This is a genomic window from Corynebacterium pygosceleis (assembly GCF_016595275.2).
GTDB classification, from domain to species: domain Bacteria; phylum Actinomycetota; class Actinomycetes; order Mycobacteriales; family Mycobacteriaceae; genus Corynebacterium; species Corynebacterium pygosceleis.
In genome coordinates this window covers 428,931-450,639 of record NZ_JAENIQ020000001.1, presented here as the reverse complement: position 1 = coordinate 450,639, position 21,709 = coordinate 428,931, and the positions used below count along the sequence as shown (strand labels likewise).

The 21,709-nt window shown below is 66.3% G+C and carries 22 protein-coding genes; 16 read left to right on the top strand and 6 right to left on the bottom strand.

Features of this window, described 5'->3' with window-relative positions; translation table 11 throughout:
• Positions 1-421: 421 nt before the first annotated feature.
• The 8 genes from JIM94_RS01930 (at position 422) to JIM94_RS01895 (ending at position 7,207) form a co-directional block, all read left to right on the top strand.
• Positions 422-1,177, top strand: coding sequence for a succinate dehydrogenase cytochrome b subunit (locus JIM94_RS01930; protein WP_200252335.1), 756 nt, complete (start codon positions 422-424; stop codon positions 1,175-1,177).
• Between the two features lie 21 nt (positions 1,178-1,198).
• Positions 1,199-3,208, top strand: a complete 2,010-nt coding sequence (locus JIM94_RS01925) for a fumarate reductase/succinate dehydrogenase flavoprotein subunit (RefSeq protein ID WP_200252333.1) — start codon at positions 1,199-1,201, stop codon at positions 3,206-3,208.
• Positions 3,208-3,957, top strand: coding sequence for a succinate dehydrogenase/fumarate reductase iron-sulfur subunit (locus JIM94_RS01920; RefSeq protein WP_200252331.1), 750 nt, complete (start codon positions 3,208-3,210; stop codon positions 3,955-3,957). The genes JIM94_RS01925 and JIM94_RS01920 overlap by 1 nt, the downstream gene beginning before the upstream one ends.
• Positions 3,958-4,014: 57 nt before the next feature.
• Positions 4,015-4,368, top strand: a complete 354-nt coding sequence (locus tag JIM94_RS01915; protein ID WP_200252329.1) for a hypothetical protein — start codon at positions 4,015-4,017, stop codon at positions 4,366-4,368.
• A gap of 106 nt (positions 4,369-4,474) precedes the next feature.
• Positions 4,475-4,630 carry a hypothetical protein gene (locus JIM94_RS01910; protein ID WP_200252327.1) on the top strand — a complete coding sequence of 52 codons (156 nt, stop codon included), beginning with the start codon at positions 4,475-4,477 and terminating at the stop codon, positions 4,628-4,630.
• 52 nt (positions 4,631-4,682) lie between these two features.
• Positions 4,683-6,005: a DUF445 domain-containing protein gene (locus tag JIM94_RS01905; RefSeq protein ID WP_200252324.1), complete on the top strand. Its 1,323-nt coding sequence runs from the start codon at positions 4,683-4,685 to the stop codon at positions 6,003-6,005.
• 59 nt (positions 6,006-6,064) lie between these two features.
• Positions 6,065-6,838, top strand: a complete 774-nt coding sequence (locus JIM94_RS01900) for a CGLAU_01105 family protein (RefSeq protein WP_200252321.1) — start codon at positions 6,065-6,067, stop codon at positions 6,836-6,838.
• A 72-nt stretch (positions 6,839-6,910) separates the two neighbouring features.
• Positions 6,911-7,207, top strand: coding sequence for a DUF2516 family protein (locus JIM94_RS01895; RefSeq protein WP_234039279.1), 297 nt, complete (start codon positions 6,911-6,913; stop codon positions 7,205-7,207).
• Between the two features lie 85 nt (positions 7,208-7,292).
• Here the strand turns inward: JIM94_RS01895 and purU are convergent, their stop codons facing one another.
• Positions 7,293-8,195 (bottom strand): formyltetrahydrofolate deformylase, encoded by a 903-nt coding sequence (gene purU, locus JIM94_RS01890; protein WP_200252318.1) that lies wholly within the window; start codon positions 8,193-8,195, stop codon positions 7,293-7,295.
• Positions 8,196-8,268: 73 nt separating this feature from the next.
• On the opposite strand from purU, the gene deoC reads away from it, so the two are divergent.
• The gene (deoC, locus tag JIM94_RS01885) at positions 8,269-8,946 is read left to right on the top strand and encodes a deoxyribose-phosphate aldolase (protein WP_200252315.1); all 678 of its coding nucleotides are present in this window, start codon (positions 8,269-8,271) and stop codon (positions 8,944-8,946) included.
• 10 nt (positions 8,947-8,956) lie between these two features.
• On the opposite strand, the gene JIM94_RS01880 is transcribed toward deoC, so the two are convergent.
• From JIM94_RS01880 to JIM94_RS01870, 3 genes are all read right to left on the bottom strand, one after another.
• Positions 8,957-9,769: an LmeA family phospholipid-binding protein gene (locus tag JIM94_RS01880; protein WP_200252312.1), complete on the bottom strand. Its 813-nt coding sequence runs from the start codon at positions 9,767-9,769 to the stop codon at positions 8,957-8,959.
• Between the two features lie 153 nt (positions 9,770-9,922).
• Positions 9,923-10,756 carry a class I SAM-dependent methyltransferase gene (locus JIM94_RS01875; protein WP_200252309.1) on the bottom strand — a complete coding sequence of 278 codons (834 nt, stop codon included), beginning with the start codon at positions 10,754-10,756 and terminating at the stop codon, positions 9,923-9,925.
• 19 nt (positions 10,757-10,775) lie between these two features.
• On the bottom strand, positions 10,776-11,279 hold the full coding sequence (locus tag JIM94_RS01870) for a DUF2505 domain-containing protein (protein ID WP_200252307.1): 504 nt from the start codon (positions 11,277-11,279) through the stop codon (positions 10,776-10,778).
• A gap of 23 nt (positions 11,280-11,302) precedes the next feature.
• On the opposite strand from JIM94_RS01870, the gene JIM94_RS01865 reads away from it, so the two are divergent.
• Positions 11,303-12,466, top strand: coding sequence for a UDP-N-acetylmuramate dehydrogenase (locus JIM94_RS01865; RefSeq protein WP_410170837.1), 1,164 nt, complete (start codon positions 11,303-11,305; stop codon positions 12,464-12,466).
• A gap of 111 nt (positions 12,467-12,577) precedes the next feature.
• Here JIM94_RS01865 and JIM94_RS01860 read toward each other — a convergent pair whose 3' ends face one another.
• The gene (locus tag JIM94_RS01860) at positions 12,578-14,329 is read right to left on the bottom strand and encodes a long-chain-fatty-acid--CoA ligase (protein WP_200252304.1); all 1,752 of its coding nucleotides are present in this window, start codon (positions 14,327-14,329) and stop codon (positions 12,578-12,580) included.
• 220 nt (positions 14,330-14,549) lie between these two features.
• Between JIM94_RS01860 and mshA the strand changes: the two genes are divergently transcribed.
• The 4 genes from mshA to JIM94_RS01840 all read left to right on the top strand — a co-directional run bounded on the left by mshA (position 14,550) and on the right by JIM94_RS01840 (position 18,645).
• A complete protein-coding gene (gene mshA / locus JIM94_RS01855) occupies positions 14,550-15,812 on the top strand; it encodes a D-inositol-3-phosphate glycosyltransferase (RefSeq protein WP_200252301.1) in 1,263 nt (420 codons plus the stop codon).
• A gap of 107 nt (positions 15,813-15,919) precedes the next feature.
• Positions 15,920-16,666, top strand: coding sequence for a phosphoglyceromutase (locus tag JIM94_RS01850; RefSeq protein WP_200252299.1), 747 nt, complete (start codon positions 15,920-15,922; stop codon positions 16,664-16,666).
• A 51-nt stretch (positions 16,667-16,717) separates the two neighbouring features.
• Positions 16,718-17,959 (top strand): sensor histidine kinase, encoded by a 1,242-nt coding sequence (locus JIM94_RS01845; protein WP_200252922.1) that lies wholly within the window; start codon positions 16,718-16,720, stop codon positions 17,957-17,959.
• The gene (locus JIM94_RS01840) at positions 17,956-18,645 is read left to right on the top strand and encodes a response regulator transcription factor (RefSeq protein ID WP_200252297.1); all 690 of its coding nucleotides are present in this window, start codon (positions 17,956-17,958) and stop codon (positions 18,643-18,645) included. The genes JIM94_RS01845 and JIM94_RS01840 overlap by 4 nt, the downstream gene beginning before the upstream one ends.
• On the opposite strand, the gene JIM94_RS01835 is transcribed toward JIM94_RS01840, so the two are convergent.
• Positions 18,608-19,621, bottom strand: coding sequence for a DUF3109 family protein (locus tag JIM94_RS01835; protein ID WP_200252295.1), 1,014 nt, complete (start codon positions 19,619-19,621; stop codon positions 18,608-18,610). The genes JIM94_RS01840 and JIM94_RS01835 overlap by 38 nt on opposite strands.
• A gap of 33 nt (positions 19,622-19,654) precedes the next feature.
• Here JIM94_RS01835 and JIM94_RS01830 point away from each other — a divergent pair, with 33 nt between their 5' ends.
• Positions 19,655-20,602, top strand: coding sequence for a Ppx/GppA family phosphatase (locus tag JIM94_RS01830; protein WP_200252293.1), 948 nt, complete (start codon positions 19,655-19,657; stop codon positions 20,600-20,602).
• Complete coding sequence (locus JIM94_RS01825; RefSeq protein WP_200252291.1) at positions 20,599-21,639, top strand: hypothetical protein; 1,041 nt, start codon at positions 20,599-20,601, stop codon at positions 21,637-21,639. The genes JIM94_RS01830 and JIM94_RS01825 overlap by 4 nt, the downstream gene beginning before the upstream one ends.
• Positions 21,640-21,709: the final 70 nt, after the last annotated feature.

Genomic DNA, 21,709 nt, shown 5'->3' with positions numbered 1-21,709 from the left:
TTCGGCGGACGGTCCCGTGGGTGGGTGTCGGTCGGATACGGTGGTTCAGGGACGCGGTACCGCCCCGCGAATGGTGGGGTTGTGTTCCCTTGAAGGGGGTGTCGAGGTTTTCCGTGTGCGGCATTTCAGGGGATCCGGGGGTAGATTCAACTAAAGATTGATCCCGAATGGGGTAGGCGTGAGATGACATGACAGCACAAGGTGTCGTAGATCACACACTAAGATATTCCTCTAAATAAGTCACCGTTTCGGCTGGTGAGGGTCATATGGCTGCCGCACTTCAAGGGTGGAACCAGGTAACGCTACCCTAAAGTTGTTCGGAGTGGCAGGGGTGGCACATGTGAGCTGTATCACCACGATTGTTAACGGCTGGTTTGGGGGGCTTAGCGCGCCGTAAGGTTAGGTCAACACTGGAGGTGCCATGACTGTCAAAGATATGGACCGTGACGCAATCCGTCACGGCAAAATTACTGAGAAGCCGCTGCGTGAGCGGCCGAAGGTTCCGAGCTGGGCCCTGAAGCTGACGATGGCCGTCACCGGCCTCATCTTCGGAGGCTTCGTTCTCGTCCACATGATCGGAAACCTGAAGATCTTCCTGCCGGCACATGACGGCGAGCCGGCCATCGACGTGTACGGGGAGTTCCTCCGTACCATCGGCGAGCCGCTCGTTCCCCGTGAGGGTGTGCTCTGGATCTTCCGGATCGTCCTGTTGACCGCTCTGATTCTGCACGTCTACGGCGCATTCGCCCTGACCGCACGTGCATACCAGTCGCGGGGCAAGTTCCGTCGGAGCAATCTGATGGGTGGATTGAGTTCGTTCGCCACCCGCACGATGCTCGTCTCGGGTCTGGTGCTCCTGCTGTTCATCGCCTTCCACATCTTCGATCTGACCCTCGGCGTCCAGCCCGCCGCCTCCGCGGTCTTCGAGCATGGGGCGGTCTACGCGAACATGGTCGCCAGCTTCAGCCGTTGGCCGGTCGCGATCTTCTACATCGCCGCGATGATGGTGCTGTTCGTGCACCTGTCCCACGGACTGTTCACCGCAGTCAGTGACCTGGGGATCACCGGTCACCGCACCCGTGCCGTCCTGCTGTTCATCTCCTACCTGGTGCCTGCTGCCGTCATGGTGGGCAACATCTCCATCCCGCTGGCCATCGCCCTCGGCTGGATCCACTAGGTCCCGGAAGGTAATCACACTATGAGCACTCACTCTGAAACCGACACCAAGCCCGACTTCACCCAGCCGGCCTCCTGCGTCGAAGGTGTCACCCCGGGCCGGATCCTCGAGGACCACGCACCCAAGGGTGTTCCGATGAAGGACGCCTGGGAATGGCAGAAGGACCACTACAACCTGGTCTCTCCCCTGAACCGTCGTAAGTTCCGCATCCTCGTCATCGGCACCGGCCTGTCCGGCGGCGGTGCCGCAGCCGCTCTCGGTGAGCTCGGTTACGACGTCAAGGCGTTCACCTATCATGACGCCCCGCGTCGTGCGCACTCGATCGCCGCCCAGGGTGGCGTCAACTCCGCCCGTGGCAAGAAGGTAGACAACGACGGTGCGTACCGCCACGTGAAGGACACGGTCAAGGGCGGCGACTACCGCTGCCGCGAGACCGACTGCTGGCGTCTCGCCTACGAGTCGGTGCGTGTCATCGACCACATGAACGCCATCGGCGCACCCTTCGCCCGTGAGTACGGCGGGACCCTCGCCACCCGTTCCTTCGGTGGTGTCCAGGTCTCCCGCACCTACTACACCCGTGGCCAGACGGGACAGCAGCTGCAGCTCTCCGCCGCGGCGGCCCTCCAGCGCCAGATCCACCTCGGCTCGGTGGAGATCTTCACCCACAACGAGATGGTCGATCTGATCGTCAAGGAGGACGAGGACGGGACCAGGCGCTGTCACGGCGCGGTCATGCGTAACCTCATCACCGGTGAACTCACCGCCCACACCGGTCACGCGGTGCTCCTGTGCACCGGCGGCTACGGCAACGTCTACTACATGTCGACGCTGGCGAAGAACTCCAACGCCTCCGCCATCATGCGCGCCTACGACCGTGGTGCCTACATGGCCAGTCCCTCCTTCATCCAGTTCCACCCGACCGGTCTCCCGGTCAACTCGGAGTGGCAGTCCAAGACCATCCTCATGTCCGAGTCACTGCGGAACGACGGACGTATCTGGTCGCCGAAGGAACCGAAGGACGACCGCGACCCGAACTCGATCCCCGAGGACGAGCGCGACTACTTCCTCGAACGCCGCTACCCGGCATTCGGTAACCTCGTCCCCCGTGACGTCGCCTCCCGTGCGATCTCGCAGCAGATCAACGCCGGGCTCGGTTGCGGCCCGATGCACAACTCCGCCTACCTCGACTTCCGCGACTCCATCGAGCGGCTCGGCAAGGACACCATCCGGGAGCGTTACTCCAACCTCTTCCAGATGTACGAGGAGACCATCGGCGAGGACCCCTACGTCACGCCGATGCGTATCGCACCGACGTGCCACTTCACCATGGGCGGTCTGTGGACCGACTTCAACATGATGACCTCCATCGAGGGCCTGTTCGCCGGTGGCGAAGCAGGGTGGACCTATCACGGTGCCAACCGTCTGGGGGCCAACTCCCTGCTCTCGGCGTCCGTCGACGGGTGGTTCACCCTCCCGTTCTCCGTGCCGAACTACCTCGGCCCGCTGCTCGGCTCGGAGCGCATGGATGAAGAGGATCCGGCGGCGGTGGAAGCGGTCGACCGTGCACGCGCCCGGCTCGACAAGCTCATGAGCATCAAGGGCAACCACGGCCCGGAGTTCTTCCACCGGAAGCTCGGTGACATCCTCTACTTCTCCTGTGGTGTCGCCCGCAACATCAAGGATCTCTCGGACGGCATCGAGAAGATCCGGCAACTCCGCAAGGAGTTCTGGAGTGACCTCAACATCACCGGCGACGCCGATGAGATGAACCAGGTACTCGAGTACGCCAACCGTGTCGCCGACTACATCGACCTCGGTGAACTGATGTGCGTCGACGCCCTGGACCGCGACGAGTCCTGTGGTGCCCACTTCCGTGACGACCACCTCTCCGACGAGGGCGAGGCAGAGCGCGACGACCTGAACTGGTGCTTCGTCTCCGCCTGGGAGCCCGATGGCGAGAACAAGTTCATCCGCCACGCGGAGCCGCTGTACTTCGAAGCGATCCCTCTGCAGACAAGGAACTACAAGTAATGAAACTGCATCTCGAGATCTGGCGCCAGGCCGGACCCACGACCGAGGGTCACTACGAGTCCATCGACGTCCCCGACGCCGTGGAGCAGATGTCCATCCTGGAGCTTCTTGACCACGTCAACGAAACTCTGATCGAGTCCGGCAGGGAACCCTTCGCCTTCGCCTCCGACTGCCGCGAGGGCATCTGCGGTACCTGTGGTCTGACCGTCAACGGTCGCCCGCACGGCCCCGAGCAGAACAAGCCGTCCTGCCAGCAGCGTCTCTTCAACTTCTCCGACGGGGACACGATCAGGCTGGAGCCCCTTCGTTCCGCCGCGTACCCCGTGATCAAGGACATGATCGTCGACCGTTCCGCGCTCGACCGGGTCATGCAGCAGGGTGGATACGTCTCGGTCAACGCCGGTACAGCCCCCGACGCCGACACCCTGCACATGAACCACCAGACCGCGGAGCTCGCGCTCGATCACGCGGCCTGCATCGGTTGCGGTGCCTGCGTCGCGGCCTGTCCCAACGGTGCCGCCCACCTGTTCACCGGTGCGAAGCTGGTGCACCTGTCGCTCATGCCCCTGGGTAAGAACGAGCGGGGACGCCGGGCGCGTAATATGGTCGATGAGGTAGAGACCAACTTCGGCCCGTGCTCACTCTTCGGAGAATGCGCGGACGTTTGTCCGGCCGGTATCCCGCTCACGGCGGTTGCGGCCATCAACAAAGAGAGGGCCCGCGCGGCCTTCACCGCCAAGGACGCCTAGGCTCGTCGCGACGACGACCCCGGGCCGACGGTACGACGACGAAAGGCAGCATCCGCTATGTCAGCCAGCCACTCCTCCGCTCCGGCGAACACCGAGCGGTCATTCCCGCTCTTCGAGGGTGAGCCGCACTACGTCGAGGGCTACCACCCCTCCAGCCTCGACGCACAGCACTCCTCACTCCTGCGTTCATCCACCTGGATCGGAATGGGGTTCATCCTCAGTTCCCTCGCCGGTTTCGGGGCTCTTCTCTACGGGCTCGGATCGTGGACGGTCGCGAGTCAGCCGCACTGGGCCGAGATGACGATCATCGGTGCGGTCCTCGCCGTCGGTTTCCTCGTCGGCGGGTTCTGGATGGTGCACTACGGTCGCCGTTACTACCGCGAGTACGCGGCGCGGACCGGCAGGCACTGACACCAACGGATCACACACCTCGACGCCCCACGGATGTCCACACAAGGACACCGTGGGGCGTTCGGCGTTTCCCGACGGTCGGTCCCGTGGCGGTAGAATCCGGGGAATGCGACAAAAGATCCTCTGGATTCTGATCTCCGTGATGACCTTCCTCGTCGTGCTGGGACTGATTCCCCGCGCGATCGAACTGTGGGACACGGAGCCCCCGTGGCGGGCTGCGGCGGACACTGCAGGTACCACGGCCGGTACCGGGCGTCCCTGACACGACGAACGCGATTACCCGGAAGCCCGCCCCCACCCGTCATAATGGTGCGATGGGCACACACGAACTCACCCCACACCGGGATGTCGAACCCCTCGCCGTCCCGGGACCGTCCCCCGAGGTCGAAGCTGAGCGGCGTCGGCAACTGCGCCGGTACAAGGCGATCGCCACCGGCCTCCTCATCGTCGCAGCCGCCGTCTACCTGGTCTGCCGATGGTTGGAAACCCGCCCGGGTGAGGTCGACGCCTGGGTCGGATTCGTCCGTGCCGCCAGCGAGGCGGGTATGATCGGTGGTCTCGCGGACTGGTTCGCCGTCACCGCCCTCTTCCGGCGTCCGATGGGACTGCCGATCCCGCACACCGCAATCGTCCGCAACAAGAAGGACCAGATCGGCGAGTCTCTCGGCGGCTTCGTCGGGGAGAACTTCCTCAACGCTGAACTGATCACCGCCAAGGTCCGGGCCGCGGGGATCCCCAACCGGCTCGGTGGCTGGCTCTCGGACGCGGACAACGCCCGTACCGTTTCCCGGGAGGTCGGTCGACTCACCGGCAGGATCGTCACGGCGCTCGATCCCGCCGACGCTGAGGCGGTGATCAACTCGACACTGATCGACAGGCTCGCGGAACCGGAGTGGGGGCCACCAACCGGACGACTGATGGCCCAGTTGATCGAAGAGGGCAGGACGGAACCGGTCGTCGATGAACTCGTCCACTGGCTCAACGCGAAAGCCGAGGACGCCGGCCCGTTCATCACCCGTATGCTCGACGAAAGACGCCCTACCTGGGCACCCCAGATCCTCAATGACGTCATCGGGGAAAAGGTCCACCGCGAACTCGTCCAGTGGACCGCCGCCGTCGCCGCCGATCCGGAACACGAGGCCCGCCGGGCGGTACGGCGTTTCATCCGGCAACTCTCCGAGGATCTCCAGAGTGATCCGGAGATGATCGGGCGGGTTGAGAAGATCAAGCGGGACATCATGGGCTCGACACCGGTGAGAGGAGCTGCCGCGACCATCTGGAAGAGTGCATCGACCTCACTGCTCACCGCCGCCGCCGACCCGGACTCCCTCCTGCGGACCAAAATCACCGAACTCTCGATCACCTGGGGAAACAATCTTCTCGATGACGCGGATCTGCGGGAATCCCTCGATCGGAGGGTGACGGGTGCTGCGGCGTTCCTCGCGGACAACTACGCTGAGGAGATCACCTCGATCATCAGTGAGACGGTGCAGCGCTGGGACGCCGATGAAGCGGGCGAGAAGATCGAACTGATGGTGGGCAAGGATCTCCAGTACATTCGACTCAACGGCACCATCGTCGGTGCTCTCGCCGGGCTCGGCATCTACACCGCCTCACACATCATCTTCGGTTCCTGACGGAGAACCCTCCGGCAGGAACCGATCTGACCGCCCCCTGACTGAAGGAGTACCACACCATGACATCCACCACTCCCAACGAGAACGACCCCGGTAACCCCACGGAGGACACCACCACCGGCTCCACAGCGGGAACGGGTGGCCGGGACAGCGGCAGCGGGCTCCTCGCCGACGCACTCGACAAGCTCCGCGAGCCCTTCAACGCCTGGGTGAGCGCCGGTGCGGCACTCGGCCCCCTGGTCGGGGAACTGGGTGACAAGCTCCGCGACGACCTCCGGGGTGTCGGTGACCGCGACGGCCGAGGGGCGAACACCGCTCAGGTGGAAGACACCGCAGCCGAGGCGAAGAAGGCCGCCGAGGACCTCGGTGACGCGGATTCCGTGGATGAGGCGAAGTCCGTCGTCTCAGGGTTCGCCGCCACCGCTGAAAGCACCATCCGGGATCTGTCCGGTTCGGTGCGTAACGCCGCCGGTGAAACCCGTGACACCGAAGCCGCGGAAAAGGCCCGTTCCGCGTTCCAGGAGGCCGTCGATTCAACCCGCCGTGCCTTCGACGAGGCCGTGGAGTCACTGCGGGAGCGCAGCGGACGGAGCGACGGCGAGGGGGATTCCACGGAGGACGATGAATCGACCCTCGACGGTGTACGCAACGCCGTCGACAATCTCGTCGCCCGCGCCGGCGAGGTCGTCCGGGACCTGAAGAGCTCCGGTGGGGAGCGCCTCGACGACCTCCGTACCCGGGTTCAGGACTCCGGTTCGGACAAGTCGGACACGGCCGATATCATTGACGGTGAAGTCGTCAACGAGGACGACGGCGCCGAAACAGGTAAGTAGCTCTCCCGGGCCGGCCCACGTCGTCCCGTCCGTCCCCGCCCCGATCCGAAAGGCCCCGTCCCGACAATGGATATGTTCATCTATGAGGCCATGCACATCCTCCGGTACGTCGTGCTCGTGGTGATGGCGCTCGTCGGTCTCGCGGGAATCGTCGGCGCGGCACTGTGCGCGACGACCCGTGAGGATGCGTTCACAGCCGGTGACCGTCAGCAGAAATGGGTGTGGTTCGGGATTCTTCTCGGCGCGTCACTCGGCATGTTCCTCAACATCCAGATCCTGCACTGGGTGGGGATGGTGGTCATCGGGATCTACTGGTTCGATGTCCGTCCCCAGCTGAAGGACATCGTCAACGGCGGCTCAACCTGGTAGATTTCCGGGAAGAGACGGGTAATGCCCCGGGGACGCTCCGTGAGAGTCTCCCCGGGGCATTTTCACTGCCCCGACGGGTCCGTCGTCAGTCGAAGACGACGGTACGGTTGCCGTAGACCTGCACCCGGTCCTCGAGGTGGAATCGCAGTCCCCGGGCCAGAACGATCTTCTCGGCGTCGCGTCCGAGGCGCTGCATGTCGGCGGGGGTGTCCTTGTGCGTGATCCGGATGACGTCCTGCTCGATGATGGGACCGTCGTCCAGAGCCGAGGTCGCGTAGTGGCAGGTTGCTCCGATGAGCTTCACGCCGCGCTTGTACGCCTGGTGGTACGGTCGGGCGCCCATGAATGACGGCAGGAAGCTGTGGTGGATGTTGATGGCACGGCCCTCCCACATCTCGCAGAGATCCGGCGGCAGGATCTGCATGAAGCGGGCGAGGACGACGGCGTCCGGCTCATGCTCGTTGACCAGTTCCGCGACCCGGTCGAAGGAGGCACGCTTGCCGACGGCGTCCCTGGGGAAGGGAACGTGGTGGAAGGGGACACCGTGGTTCTCCGCGATGCCGCGTAGATCCTCGTGGTTGCCGATGACCGCGGCGACCTCCATCGGGTAGTCGTTCTGTTCCACCCGTCCCAGGAGATCGTGGAGGCAGTGGCCCTCTCTGCTGACCAGGATCACCGCGCGCTTCGGGCGTGCGGTGTCCCAGATCCGCCAGCGGGCACCGGGACCGAACTCCGCGGCGATCTCGTCGAACCCGGCCCTGAACTGTTCGACCGGGGTGTCCAGGGACTCCGCCCGGACTGCCTGACGGGTGAAGAACCATCCCGAGTCCGGGTCGGTGAAGTAGTCCGCCTCGGTGATCCATCCGCCGTGCTGTGCGATGAAGGTGGAGAGTCGGGCGACGATGCCGGTGGTGTCGGGACAGCCGAGGGTGAGAACCAGCTGACGTTCCGTGACAGGCGCGGTGTGGGCGTTCTGGGCGTTGCTCATTCCAGGGATTCTACTCTGCGGGTCAAACACCGGTCGTCGCCGGTCCGGACGGAACGGGCTAGGCTCGTGAGCTATGAACGACTCCATCACCCGTGACCGCCTGGCCGCCATGATCGACTACACCCTCGACACACCGTGGGCGAGTGTCACGGAGGTCCGGCATCATGTCGCAACGGCTCTGGAACTGGGTGTCGGCCAGGTGTGTGTCACGCCGTCGATGCTGCACGCGACGAACGCCGCCGACGGATTCGGCCTCCGGGTCGTCTCGGTGTGCGGGTTTCCCTCGGGTGGACACCATCAGCTGATCAAGGCGGCGGAGGCACGGCTGGCCGTTGAATCCGGCGCGGACGAGGTCGATGTGGTCCTGGATCTCGCCGCTGTCCGCGCCGGCGACACCAACAGGATGATCGGGGAGATCGTCGCTGTCCGTGAGGCGGTCCCCTCTCCCGTGACCCTCAAGGTCATCATCGAGACCGGTCTCCTGGGGGAGACGGAGATCCGCACCGCGGCGCGGGCGGCACGGACCGCCGGGGCCAACTACGTGCGGACATCGACGGGATGGTTCGACTGCCCGGGTGCGACACCTGAAGCCGTCCGGATCATCGCGGAGGAGACCGGCGGTGGACTCGGGATCGCGGCCGCCGGTGGGATCACCTCCATCGACCGGGCCCGTGAACTCGTTGCGGCGGGGGCGACCCGTCTCTCCGTGGGGGCGGAGGCCACGGCACTTCTCGACGCCTCCGGGGAATGATCCGTGCGGATCAGCCCATGTCCCTGAGGTTGACGTTCTCCCCGCTCATCTCCAGGTGCATGCCGCCCCGACGTACGGTGACCACGTCGACGCTCATGCCCCCGCCCAGGTCCGCGGCACTGGACCGCAGTGCCCTGCTGATCGCACCGGAGATCTCGTCGGGAAGAGCGAAACCGAAGAGTCGCGCCTCCGTCGCCTCCATCTGCAGCTGACCGTCGACCGCAGTCGGCCTGATGACGATGTGTGCGGCGCCGTCCGTGAACTCGATGTCCAGCGTGTCCGTCTCGGGGTCAGGGGTGATGTCGGTCACCTTCACCAGATTCTGCAGGAGTGATCCCGCGAGTCCGTCACCGGCTGTTCTCGTCTGGGAGTGCATCGCCGCCTGGACCTGCGCGAGCATCATGTCGTCGGAGATGTCCGTCTGTACGGTGAGCCGACCGGCGACCGGCCCCTCCGGTCCGCGCAACGCGAGGTCCGTGATGTGGATGTCGGAGGCCGGGGTGCCCTTGATGTCCGGATCGGAGTTGATGCCCTCCGGATGCGTGATCTGCAGGGTCGAGGGAGTGGAGACGTCGACACTCGGGACCGTCCCGCTCGCGACCGAGAGCAGCAGCGGCACGGGGCCGAAACCTATCTCCGGCCTCCGATCGGTGACGACACCCGTCATCGCGGTCTGCTCAGCGAAATCATCCTCCAACTGCTTCGAGATGAACATTCTGAGGGCTATCTCGGCGACCAGGAGAATGATGAACACGGAGATGACGATGCCCAGCAGGATCTTCCACCAGACGGAACCACGTTTCTTGCTCACGGAGCTACTCATTTTTCCCAGTGTCCCCGATCTTGATCCCCTGCGCCACATCCACGGGTGGGTCGGACGACGAAAGTCCGTCGGCGCAGGTGACCGGAACCCACCCCATCGGAGAGGAAGACGGCGGGGGATGAACCGGACGACTGATCCGTCCGTCACGCGGTCTCACCAGTCGACCGTGTGGTCGGCGGGTGCGACCACCGACCAGGGCACGGTGAGCAGGCAGTCCCGGACGGGGCGCCGGATGGCGGTGAGTGGGACCCCCGATTCAGTCAGGATCCGGCGGGCCTCCCGCCAGCGTGCGCGTGGGCCGTGCGGTGCCCAGCCCGCCGCACACTCCCAGGCACGGTCAGCTGCGGTGAGCAGGTCGTGGACGGGCTCACCGGGTACGTTCCTGTGGATCAGCACCTTGGGGAGCCGGGCCGCGACATCGGAGGGGCGTTCCACGTCGAACGGATCCCAGGCGAGAGTGAGGGAGACGGGCCCCCCGGCGTCGATGAGCAGCCAGCTCCCCCGACGGCCGAGTTCATCGCAGGTTCCCTCGACGAAGACCCCACCGGGTGCGAGCCGTGAGGTCACGGTCCTCCACGCCGGGAGCACCTGCTCGACGTCGTACTGGCGGAGCACGTTGAACGCACGGACGAGATGGGGCCTGTGCCCGGCGAGTTCGAAGCCGCCGAGTTCGAAGGTGACACCGTCCCGGGGAGGGAGGACACGCTCCGGGGTGATCTCCAGACCCGTGACGCTGATGTCCGGGCGGAGCGTCCGCAGACGTTGAGCCCATTCGACGGTCGTGGTGTCCGAGGCACCGTATCCGACGTCGAGGGCCAGTGGGCGGTCGGCCCGGCGCAGCACCTGAAGGACACGTGGTTCGTGGGACATCCACCGGTCGCACCGGCGGAGCCGGTTCCGGTTGGTGGTTCCACGGGTGGAGACACCGATGGGCCGACCACGGCTGACGGAGAAATCAGCCGCCAGATTGTGCGCGTGATCGGCCATGGGGTGACGAAGGGACGGATCAGTTGTTCTCGGAGATCCACTTCTCGGTCAGCTCGGCCTCGGTCACCGTGAGGTCGGCGACGGCGTCCGCGACCTTCGGCTCGATGGCCGGGCCCATGAACGGGACGGTGACGTTGATCTCATGGGTGTAGTGCATCGTCGCGGTGGAGTCGTCACCGGTGAGCTTCAGGTCGCCGGCGAAGTCGACGGGTGCACCCTTGACATCCGCGGTGTAGCGGCCCTCCGCGTCGGTACCGTTCAGCGGACCGATCTTCACGGTGCGCTTGATCTTCAGTGCCTGACTGATCATCGCCCTGACCGCCTCGGGCAGCAGGTCCGTGGGCATGACCTCGTAGAGCACGATTTCCGCGCCACCGTCGACGGCCTCGAAGGAGTGCACCTCGCCGGCCTCGGAGGAGAGGTTCGCGACGTTGTACGCCCAGTAGTCGGGGTTGGTCAGCGCAGCGTGCACGGCTGCGGGCGGGAAATTGACGGTTGCAGTGTTCTCTTTACGCGTGGTCATGGGTTAAGACTACCGTTAAGAGGGTGTCCCTTTCATCGCTGACCCACAGATTCAACGAACTCCACGATGCTCTCCGGGGTGTCGACGGCATCCGCTTCGCCGACGACTTCCGGTTCTCCGAGGCGACCACCCTGCACCTGGGGGGCCGTCCCGTCGGTGCGGTGCACTGTGCGACAACCCCGGCGCTCGCCGCCGCGGTCACACGTGCCGACGCCCTCGATCTGCCGTTGCTGGTGGTCGGAGGCGGTTCGAACCTCGTCGTCGCCGACGGTGACCTGCCCCTCGTCGCCGTCATCGCGGACTGCGCGGACGTCAGCATCGACTCCGCCCGCGGTGTCCTGCGGGCGGAGGCCGGGGCCGTGTGGGACGACGTCGTCGCCTCGTCCGTCGACGCGGGACTCGGAGGTGTCGAATGTCTCTCCGGGATACCCGGAAGCGCCGGGGCCACGCCCGTGCAGAACGTCGGGGCGTACGGGGCGGAGATCGCCGACGTCCTCACCCGCGTCCTCCTGCTCGACCGGACGACCGGGAACGTGGACTGGGTGCCGGCCTCCGCGCTCGACCTGGGCTACCGCACCTCGAACCTGAAGCACACAGACAGGGGGGTGATCCTCGCCATCGAACTGCGGCTCCGCACCGACGGATTGAGTGCACCCCTGCGCTTCGGGGAACTCGCGCGCAGACTGGGCGTGAACGCGGCCGACGCCGGGAACACGCGGGGGGCCCTCCGACGCCCTGCGGCGGCGGTCCGTGACGCCGTCCTCGAGCTGCGTCGGGGCAAGGGCATGGTTCACGATCCGGCGGACCACGACACCTGGTCCGCGGGTTCCTTCTTCACGAATCCCGTCATCACCGACACGGACGTCACCTCTGTCCGGGCCGCCGTCGCCCGCCTGCACGATGACACCGTCGCCGAGGCGATGCCCTGCTACCCGGCGGGTGAGGGGCGTTCGAAACTCTCCGCCGCGTGGCTGATCGAGCGCGCCGGGTTCGTCAGGGGGTATCCCGGTCCGGAGGCACCGGCGCGACTGTCCACCCGGCACACCCTCGCGTTGACGAACCGTGGCGCGGCGACGACCGGTGATCTCGTGGAACTCGCCCGTGAGGTACGTGCCGGTGTCCGGCAGGCCTTCGGGGTGACGCTCCACCCGGAGCCCGTCTGGGTCGGGGTGGACATCGACGGGTGACGGGTTCCCGGAACGGAACCGTGACGGCCGCACGAGAAAGGTCCGCCCCGACGGGCACCCGTCAGGGCGGACCTCTCCGCTGTGTGACCCGTCCGGGTCGCGTGTCGAACGCTACTTCTTCCGGCTCTCCTCGACCTCGCGCAGCGCCTTCTTCTCGTCGTCGCTGCCGTATCGCTCGACGAGCTGGTCCCGCACCTCGCGGCGCCGGATCTTGCCGATCTGGTCCCTCGGCATCTCCTCGAAGTGGTAGAACTTGCGCGGCACCTTGTACCGGGTCAGCATCTCGCGGCAGTGCTCCTTCAGCCCCTCGGGGTCGAGGGCCGAACCCTCCGCGAGGGTGATCGCGGCGACGACGGACTCGGACCCGTCCGACCGGGGCATGCCCACCACGGTGGCGTCGGCGACGTCGGGGTGCGCCATCAGCGCCTCCTCGACCTCACCCGGGTAGACGTTGAATCCGCCCGTGATGATGACCTCCTTGATGCGTGCGACCAACCGGATGAAGCCGTCGGGTTCCATCACGCCGACATCTCCGGTGCAGTACCAGCCCTTGTGGAAGGACTTCTCCGTTGCCTCCGGCTGATTCAGGTAGCCCTGGAACACCTGGGGACCACGGACGAGGACCTCGCCCTCCTGGCCGTCGGGCATCGTGACATCGAGATCGTCCGGATCGGCGATCCGGACCTCTGTGTCGGGGAAGGGAACCCCGACATAGCCGGGGCGACGGGTCGGGGTCATCGGGTTGCCGACGATGATCGGTGACGTCTCCGTCAGGCCGTACCCCTCGACGAGGAGGCCGCCCGTGTAGCGCTCCCACCTCTCGACCGTGCGTGTGGGCAGGGTGGAGGCCCCGCAGAAGCTGTTCCGCACTCCCGAGATGTCGATCCCGGCGGATTCCGCCGCCTCGACGATGCGTTCGTAGAGCGCCGGGACGCCCGGCAGCCAGGTCGGGGTGTTCTTCTTCATCACCTTCATGATGAGCTTCAGATCCGGTGCGGGCAGCAGGATGATCTCACCGCCGATGAAGAAACCGAGGGTCACGTTCATGGTCAGGCCGTAGGCGTGGAACATCGGCAGTGCCGCGAGGAGCACCTCGTCCTTCTCGCCGAGACCCGGGACCCAGTGCTTGCCCTGGATGATGTTCGCCACGAGGTTGCCGTGGCTGAGCTGGGCGCCCTTCGGGGCGCCGGTGGTGCCGGAGGTGTAGAGGATGAGAGCGATGTCGTCCTTCGTCGTCCCCGGTTCCTCCAGATCCCGGCCGTCTCCACCGATCGCCTGTCCGATCAGGGCCTCCCACGGAACCGTGTTCGGGGCATCCGCGGTGAGTCGGTCACGCATCTTGTGGATCATCGGCAGCGGGAGCCTGAGCAGGAGCTGCTGGCTGCGGGGCATGGCTTCGGTCATGTTGACACTGATGATCGTCTCCAGCTGGGTCCGGCCCCGCAACTTCTCCAGGGTCCGTGCCGTCTTGTCCCAGCAGATCGCGACCCGTGCACCGTGGTCGTTGAACGGGTGCTCGAGCTCGTGGGCCGTGTAGAGCGGATTGTGCTCGACGACGGTCGCACCCAACTTCAGTACCGCGTAGAAGGCGATGATGTGCTGCGGACAGTTCGGCATGAGGAGCGCGACGCGGTCGCCCGGGCGGACGCCGAAGGCACGGAGCCCGGCCGCCGCGCGCCGCACCTGGCGGTCGATGTCGCTGTAGGACTGGGTCCGGCCGAAGAACCTGGTGGCGGTCTTGTCGCCGTTCACCGCCAGATTGTTGTTGTAGTGGTCGATCAGCGTCGTGTCACCGTACTCGAGACTGTGCGGTGTCCAGTCCGCGTAGTGGTCGAGCCAGGCTTTCGATTCGAGTGCCGACATGGTGTCCCTTCGTAGGATATGTGCTCACCGGCCGGGGTCGTGTGTGCCGCCGTTGAAGACACCGGGAGCGGTGCGGAGGACGTGCCCGGCTGTTCCGGGCCCCTCCGGGCCGGTCGGGAGAGCGTCAGTGCCCCTCGAGTATAGCGTCGAAAGATGAGTGTTCACTCGGGTTCCCGGTCGCCGGGGTGTGAATCGGTGACGGGCGATTAGGATGGCCGACATGCGCGTAGCGATGATCTCCATGCACACGTCCCCGCTGCAACAGCCCGGTAGCGGTGATGCGGGCGGGATGAACGTCTACATCGCCTCCACCGCGAGGCAGCTCGCCAGAAAAGGGATCTCCGTGGACGTCTACACCCGCGCCACCCGGCCCAGTCAGGGTGAGGTCGTCGAGGTCGAGCCGAATCTCAGGGTCGTCAACATCGTCGCCGGTCCCTACGAGGGGCTGGACAAGGAGGCGCTGCCCACGCAGCTCGCCGCTTTCGCCGGCGGTGTCCTGCTGTTCGCCCGCTGCGCCGCCCTCAGCTACGACGTGATCCACTCCCACTACTGGCTGTCCGGACAGGTCGGGTGGCTGCTCCGGGACGTGTGGCGGATTCCGCTGGTGCACACCGCCCACACCCTGGCTGCGGTGAAGAACGAACACATCAGTGCGGAGGACTCCCCGGAGTCCGAGGCCCGCCGGATCTGTGAGCAGCAGATAGTCGACAACGCCGACCGGTTGGTCGTCAACACCAGGGAGGAGGCGGACAATCTCCAGCGGCACTACGACGCGGCACCGGACTCGATCACCGTCATCCCGCCCGGCGCCGACACCGAACTGTTCACCCCGGGCACGGAACGCGCCACCGAACGCTGCCGTCGTGAACTGGGGATCCCGTTGCACGCGAAGGTCGTCGCCTTCGTCGGCCGGTTGCAGGAGTTCAAGGGGCCGCAGGTGCTGATCCGGGCGGTCGCGGAACTGGTGCGCCGTGACCCCCAGCGCAACCTCAGGGTCATCGTCTGCGGCGGGCCCTCCGGTCGTTCCGCCACCCCGGAACAGTACCGGGAACTCGCGGAGGAGCTCGGTGTCGCCCGCCGGATCCGGTTCCTCGATCCACGCCCGCCGGAGGAACTGGTCACCGTCTACCGGGCTGCGGACATCGTCGCGGTGCCCAGTTACAACGAGTCCTTCGGTCTCGTGGCGATCGAGGCACAGGCGGCCGGCACCCCGGTCGTCGCCTCACGTGTCGGGGGACTCCCGATCGCCGTCGCCGACGGGAAGAGCGGGCGACTGGTGGGGTCGCACGAACCGGGGGACTGGGCTGATGTCCTCTCCGAACTGCTCGACGACGATGACACGAGGATCGCGATGGGGGAGGCCGCGGTCGGACACGCCGCGGAGTTCAGCTGGCCGAGGACCGCGACGCACCTGGAGGATCTGTACCGTGCTGTCACCGCGCACGCCCCGGGGCGGTGCTATTCACGCAGGGCCGCGGGGTGACGGATGCCGGCCGTGACCGGTGACGTCCGTGTGAACATCCGGTGAATCCTGCCGGCCTTTCCGGTCGACGTGGGCACGATGGCCCGACGCGTGGAACAATGGTCCCCATGAGTACCGGAAAGCTAATTCTGCTCCGCCACGGCCAGAGCCAGTGGAACGCCTCGAACCAGTTCACCGGGTGGGTGGACGTGGACCTGACCGATCAGGGTCGCGCCGAAGCCCGTCGCGGTGGTGAACTGCTGCGCGAGAACGACATCCTCCCGGACGTGGTCTACACCTCCCTGCAGCGCCGCGCCATCAACACGGCGAACATCGCCCTCGACGCCGCGGACCGGCACTGGATCCCCGTCGTCCGCGACTGGCGTCTCAACGAGCGGCACTACGGTGCCCTCCAGGGCCTGAACAAGGCCGAGACGAAGGACAAGTACGGCGAGGAACAGTTCATGGCCTGGCGTCGTTCCTACGATACCCCGCCGCCGGCGCTCGATGCGGACGCCGAGTTCTCCCAGGCGCACGACCCGCGCTACGCCGATCTCGACACGGTGCCGGACACCGAGTGCCTGAAGGACGTCGTCGAGCGTTTCGTCCCCTACTTCACGGAGGAGATCCTCCCCCGTGCCCTCGCCGGTGAGACGGTCCTGCTGGCCGCCCACGGCAATTCCCTGCGTGCACTGGTCAAGCACCTCGACGGTATCTCCGACGAGGACATCGCGGGCCTGAACATCCCCACCGGGATCCCGCTGGTCTTCGAGCTCGATGAGAAGGGCAACGTCCTCAACCCGGGTGGAACCTACCTCGATCCCGAGGCGGCGGCCGCCGGTGCCGCTGCCGTCGCCGCGCAGGGCGGCAAGTAGACGGACCGGGCACAGAAAAGCTGACGATCCGGAGGTTGACGGCAGGTGTCTCTGTCTGTGTGGGCGGGGTTCGCCGGCGGTGTGATCCTCACGCTGTGGGCGGCACCGGCCGTGGAGTTCCTCCGGCAACGGCTCCGGAACAAGCGCTCCGCGGCGACGCTCGCTGAGCACCAGGTGACCACGGTCTCCCAGGTCCTGCATCTCGCGGTGCAGGGCGCACCCACGGCGGTCGCCGTCGTGGGGCGCGCGGGGGACGTGGTCCTCTCCAATTCCCGGGCCCATGAGATGGGGATCGTCCACGAGCGTTCCCTGAACGAGAAGGTCTGGGCGAACGCCGTGGAGGTCTTCGGGGACAGGGAGGCGCGTTCCATCGATCTGGCGGGCCCGGCGAAGCGGTCGGGCAGCCGGGTGATGGCCGTCCAGGCCGTCATCAAGCCGTTGACCCGTGCCGATTCCCGGTTCGTCATCGTCTACGGAACCGACGAATCGGAGAATCTCCGGATGGAATCCGCCCGGCGGGATTTCGTGGCCAATGTCTCGCATGAGCTGAAGACACCGGTCGGCGGCATGGCGCTCCTCGCGGAGGCGTTGATCGAATCCGCCGACGACCCTGAATCGGTCAGCTATTTCGGGGGTCGTCTCACGAAGGAGGCGCACCGTCTGGCGGACATGATCAACGAGCTGATCTCACTGTCCAAACTCCAGGGCGCCGAGAAGCTCCCGGGGATGGAGCCCGTGTCCGTCGATGACGTCATCGGGGAGGCTCTCTCCCGGAACGAACTCGCGGCGGAGAACGCCGGAATCACCCTGATCCGGGGTGCGGACACGGGGGTCCAGGTTGACGGTGACGTGAGTCTTCTCACCACCGCCGTGTCGAATCTGGTCGGCAACGCCATCAACTATTCACCCTCCGAGACGACGGTGTCGGTGTCGCAGAAAGTCTCCGACGACGGCTCGGAGGTGCACATCCGTGTGACCGACCGGGGTATAGGCATCGCCCCGGAGGATCAGAAGCGGGTGTTCGAGAGGTTCTTCCGTGTCGACAAGGCGCGGTCCCGGTCAACCGGTGGGACGGGGCTCGGACTGGCCATCGTCAAACATGTCGCCGCGAACCACGGGGGCTCCATCACCCTCTGGTCCAGGCCGGGGACCGGGTCCACCTTCACCCTCATCCTTCCCGTGCACCGGGACCGGGAAGAGGACCCTCCCGATGGCATGCATCTCGACCACGCTATTGACATGAAGAAGAAACCGGCGCCCCTGCGCGCCCGCAGAAAGGACCGTGCAACATGACCCGCATCCTGCTCGTCGAGGACGAGGAGTCGCTGTCCGACCCGTTGGCCTTTCTCCTGAAGAAGGAGGGCTTCGACGTCATCGTCGCACCGGACGGGCCCACCGCCCTGGTTGAATTCGACCGCAACGAGATCGACATCGTCCTCCTCGACCTCATGTTGCCCGGCATGTCCGGTACGGACGTGTGCAGGAGGCTGCGTTCGGCGTCCTCGGTTCCGGTCATCATGGTCACGGCCCGTGACTCGGAGATCGACAAGGTCGTCGGCCTCGAGCTCGGGGCCGACGACTACGTGACGAAACCGTACTCGTCCCGGGAACTCATCGCCCGTATCCGTGCGGTTCTGCGTCGTGGTGGCGACGTCGAGGACGACACGGCCGGGGACAGTCAGGTGCTGGCCGCCGGACGCGTCCGGATGGACGTCGAACGCCACACCGTCTCCGTCGACGGCGAAGAGGTCGCGATGCCGCTGAAGGAGTTCGACCTCCTCGAGTACCTCCTGCGCAACACCGGACGTGTCCTGACACGCAGCCAGCTCATCGACCGGGTCTGGGGTGCCGACTACGTCGGTGACACCAAGACCCTCGACGTCCACGTCAAGCGACTGCGCGCGAAGATCGAGGAAGAACCCTCCCGCCCCCGGTACCTCGTCACCGTCCGGGGTCTGGGCTACAAGTTCGAGGACTGACCGTGCCCCGCCCGGTTTCCCCGCGGGCGGCCCGCCGGGCGGCGACCGTCGCCGGGTGGGGGGCACCGCCCGCGCTCCCGGTGGCGAATCCCGAGTCGCGGAGGAAATCGGAGGCCGCCCGACGTTCCGCACAGTGCCCGGCGAGAATCGTGTAGGCCTCGACCCCCATCAGTGCGATCAGCTCCCGCTCGTGGCTCAACCACACGGGTTGCCGGGACGTGTGGCAGGCGGGGGAGGTGGTGCAGTACCAGTCGAAGTCCTCCCCGCCCCCGCCCCAGCCCCGGCGCGTGTATTCCGTGATCGTGGTGCGCAGGATCTCGGTGCCGTCACCCCGGTCCTCCCAGTCCTCCAGACGTCTGAGCGGTAGCTGCCAGCACACCTCCGGTTTCACCACGGTCAGGTCTTCGCCCGTCGCTGCGCCCCACTGGTGCAGTGCACAACCGGAACCGGTCGCCCAGCCCGCCCGGTTCGCGAAGATGCAGGCGCCGTCGGTGATGACGGTCTTCAGGGCGGGTTCGGGTTCCCCGTCCTCCCCGTCGAGTTCATCCCACTCCAGCCAGGGTTCGAGGAGGTCGGGTTCGCGCCCCTCCGCACGCTCCGTGAGCCAGCCGTCGGTTCCCTCCGGACGTAGCTGCCAGAACTCGGCGGGCATCCTGGAGACCGCGTCGACGAGTTGTTCCCGGTCCTCCTCATCGCAGAGGAAGGCGCCGTGCACACAGCACCCGACATCGGGCATGTCCGCGTCGATGCCCCGGCAGGTCCCGGTACCGAACTGGCAGCTGTAGTGGGATTCAAGCCAGGTCAGGTCGATGGAGAAGACATGGTCCGGATCGTTCGGATCCGTGAACTCGAACCATTCGCGGGGGAAGTCCGGCGGTAGTTCCGCCCCCGCGCGGATCGACGCGGCGGCCGGCGAGCTGGCCGGGAAACCCAACCGCACCGGCCGCGACACGTGTTCTGTCTGTGGGCAATTCACACCTGCCTACGCTAGACCGTCTACCCTGAGGGTGTGAGATTAGGTGTATTGGACGTGGGAAGTAACACGGTCCATCTTGTGGTGGTCGATGCCCGTGCGGGCGGTCGGCCCACCGCAATGAGCGACTGGAAGACCACCATGCGGCTCGTCGAGTTCCTCGACGCCGATGGTGCCATCAACGACAAAGGAATAAAACGCCTGGTCAAAGGGGTCACTGAGGCCTCTGAGCTGACCCGGCAGCTCAACTGTGAGGATATTCTCCCGTTCGCCACCTCCGCGATCCGGTCCGCGACGAACGGCCAGGACGTGATCGACACCGTCGAGCGGGAGACCGGTGTCCGGCTGGAGGTCCTCTCCGGCGAGGACGAGGCCCGGTTGACGTTCCTCGCGGTGCGTCGCTGGTACGGCTGGTCCACGGGAAGGATCGTCAATCTCGACATCGGGGGTGGTTCACTGGAGCTGTCCACCGGTACGGACGAGGTCCCGGACGCCGCGTTCTCCCTCGATCTCGGTGCGGGGCGTCTGACCCATCAGTGGTTCGACACGGATCCGCCGCAGCGTAAGACCATCAACGTGCTGCGTGACTACATCGACGCGGAGCTCGTGGAGCCCGCGAAGATGATGAAGCGGTGCGGTCGTGCGGAACTCGCGGTCGGTACGTCCAAGACGTTCCGTACACTGGCCCGGCTCACCGGTGCGGCCCCGTCGTCGGCCGGCCCGCGGGTGAAGCGTACTCTTACTGCTCCGGGCCTCCGTCAGCTCATCGCCTTCATCTCCCGGATGACGGCCGCCGACCGTGCGGAACTGGAGGGGGTGAGCTCCGACCGTTCCCACCAGATCGTGGCGGGTGCCCTGGTCGCGGAGGCCGCCATGCGCGGGCTCGGTCTCGAACAGCTGGAGATCTGCCCCTGGGCCCTCCGTGAGGGAGTGATCCTGCGCCGGACGGAACAGGGTATGGACTATGAAAGGACGCGCACATGAGCGAGAAGAAACTCACCGTCGCGGAGCTGATGGCGCGCGCCGCCGAAGAAGGACAGGGGGGGACCCCGAGGCCCCGGCGTCGTCGCCGCCGCAGTCTGGATGAGGGCGGTGTCTCCGTCGCCGAGCTGACGGGATCCATCCCCGCCGTTGAAACGAAACCCGCGGAGAGTCGCCACTCCAGTGTCCCGTTGGACACGTCCGAGGGGGAGAGTGCGGAGGCCCGGGGTGCGGAGCGTTCCGGGTCCCACGCCGTCACCGAGACGGACACCTCCGCTCCGGGGGACGCCGTCCCGACCACCGGCGGGAAACCCGTTCCGGAGGAGTCCGGGGAGGTGCGGAAGGTTGCCTCCGGCGTTGACGTGGAGGATGCGCCGGCGACCGCCGAGACCGCCCCCACCGAGGTTCCCGGGAAGGACGTGGACCCCACCCCGCCGGGTGAGACCCCGCGTCCCAGTGCGGATGAGACCGTTGTCCTGTCGATCGTCACGGATGAGGATCCGGTCCGGCTGACCACGGGTGAGTTCCCGAAGGTCACGCCCCGCCAGGTCCAGGAGGAACGGGCCGGGGTGGCCTCCGTCCCGTCATCCCCGCCGTCCGATGCCGTCGACGCTGCACGTACCCCGTCGGTCGCGGTCGACGGGGACGGTGGGCCGCACACGACCGAGATAGCGGCCGTTCCCGCCGGTGCCGCGGCTGATGCGACGGGCACCGATGACGCGACGACCGTCACCGCGGACACCGGCTCCGATTCCGGTCGGTCGCCCGACGAGGGGGAGTCGGGGCAGGGGAAGGTCTCCGTCGCCGCCGTACTGGGCATGATCCTGGTGGGTCTGGTCGTCGGCGTCGCCCTCTTCTTCGGTTTCGAGAAGCTCTGGGGTCACTTCAACACCGCCCTCACCGCTGTTCTGGCCATCGCGGTCACCGGTGGAATCGTCGGGGTGGTGCACGCACTGCGGACGGAACGTGACGGGTTGTCGATGTTCCTCGCGGGGCTGGCGGGACTGGCCGTCACCTTCGGCCCGTTGCTCACCGCCTGAGTGGCCCGCGGAGATCGCTCCGGTGGGGTGACTTCTGCGGTCGGGGGAGGTTCATGGCAGTGTGGAGGCC

What these genes read in the sequence shown, in the direction of transcription:
- JIM94_RS01930 (WP_200252335.1), top strand. Translation starts at nt 422, where the DNA reads ATGACTGTCAAAGATATGGACCGTGACGCAATCCGTCACGGCAAAATT.
- JIM94_RS01925 (WP_200252333.1), top strand. Translation starts at nt 1,199, where the DNA reads ATGAGCACTCACTCTGAAACCGACACCAAGCCCGACTTCACCCAGCCG.
- JIM94_RS01920 (WP_200252331.1), top strand. Translation starts at nt 3,208, where the DNA reads ATGAAACTGCATCTCGAGATCTGGCGCCAGGCCGGACCCACGACCGAG.
- JIM94_RS01915 (WP_200252329.1), top strand. Translation starts at nt 4,015, where the DNA reads ATGTCAGCCAGCCACTCCTCCGCTCCGGCGAACACCGAGCGGTCATTC.
- JIM94_RS01910 (WP_200252327.1), top strand. Translation starts at nt 4,475, where the DNA reads ATGCGACAAAAGATCCTCTGGATTCTGATCTCCGTGATGACCTTCCTC.
- JIM94_RS01905 (WP_200252324.1), top strand. Translation starts at nt 4,683, where the DNA reads ATGGGCACACACGAACTCACCCCACACCGGGATGTCGAACCCCTCGCC.
- JIM94_RS01900 (WP_200252321.1), top strand. Translation starts at nt 6,065, where the DNA reads ATGACATCCACCACTCCCAACGAGAACGACCCCGGTAACCCCACGGAG.
- JIM94_RS01895 (WP_234039279.1), top strand. Translation starts at nt 6,911, where the DNA reads ATGTTCATCTATGAGGCCATGCACATCCTCCGGTACGTCGTGCTCGTG.
- purU (WP_200252318.1), bottom strand. Translation starts at nt 8,195, where the DNA reads ATGAGCAACGCCCAGAACGCCCACACCGCGCCTGTCACGGAACGTCAG.
- deoC (WP_200252315.1), top strand. Translation starts at nt 8,269, where the DNA reads ATGAACGACTCCATCACCCGTGACCGCCTGGCCGCCATGATCGACTAC.
- JIM94_RS01880 (WP_200252312.1), bottom strand. Translation starts at nt 9,769, where the DNA reads ATGAGTAGCTCCGTGAGCAAGAAACGTGGTTCCGTCTGGTGGAAGATC.
- JIM94_RS01875 (WP_200252309.1), bottom strand. Translation starts at nt 10,756, where the DNA reads ATGGCCGATCACGCGCACAATCTGGCGGCTGATTTCTCCGTCAGCCGT.
- JIM94_RS01870 (WP_200252307.1), bottom strand. Translation starts at nt 11,279, where the DNA reads ATGACCACGCGTAAAGAGAACACTGCAACCGTCAATTTCCCGCCCGCA.
- JIM94_RS01860 (WP_200252304.1), bottom strand. Translation starts at nt 14,329, where the DNA reads ATGTCGGCACTCGAATCGAAAGCCTGGCTCGACCACTACGCGGACTGG.
- mshA (WP_200252301.1), top strand. Translation starts at nt 14,550, where the DNA reads ATGCGCGTAGCGATGATCTCCATGCACACGTCCCCGCTGCAACAGCCC.
- JIM94_RS01850 (WP_200252299.1), top strand. Translation starts at nt 15,920, where the DNA reads ATGAGTACCGGAAAGCTAATTCTGCTCCGCCACGGCCAGAGCCAGTGG.
- JIM94_RS01840 (WP_200252297.1), top strand. Translation starts at nt 17,956, where the DNA reads ATGACCCGCATCCTGCTCGTCGAGGACGAGGAGTCGCTGTCCGACCCG.
- JIM94_RS01825 (WP_200252291.1), top strand. Translation starts at nt 20,599, where the DNA reads ATGAGCGAGAAGAAACTCACCGTCGCGGAGCTGATGGCGCGCGCCGCC.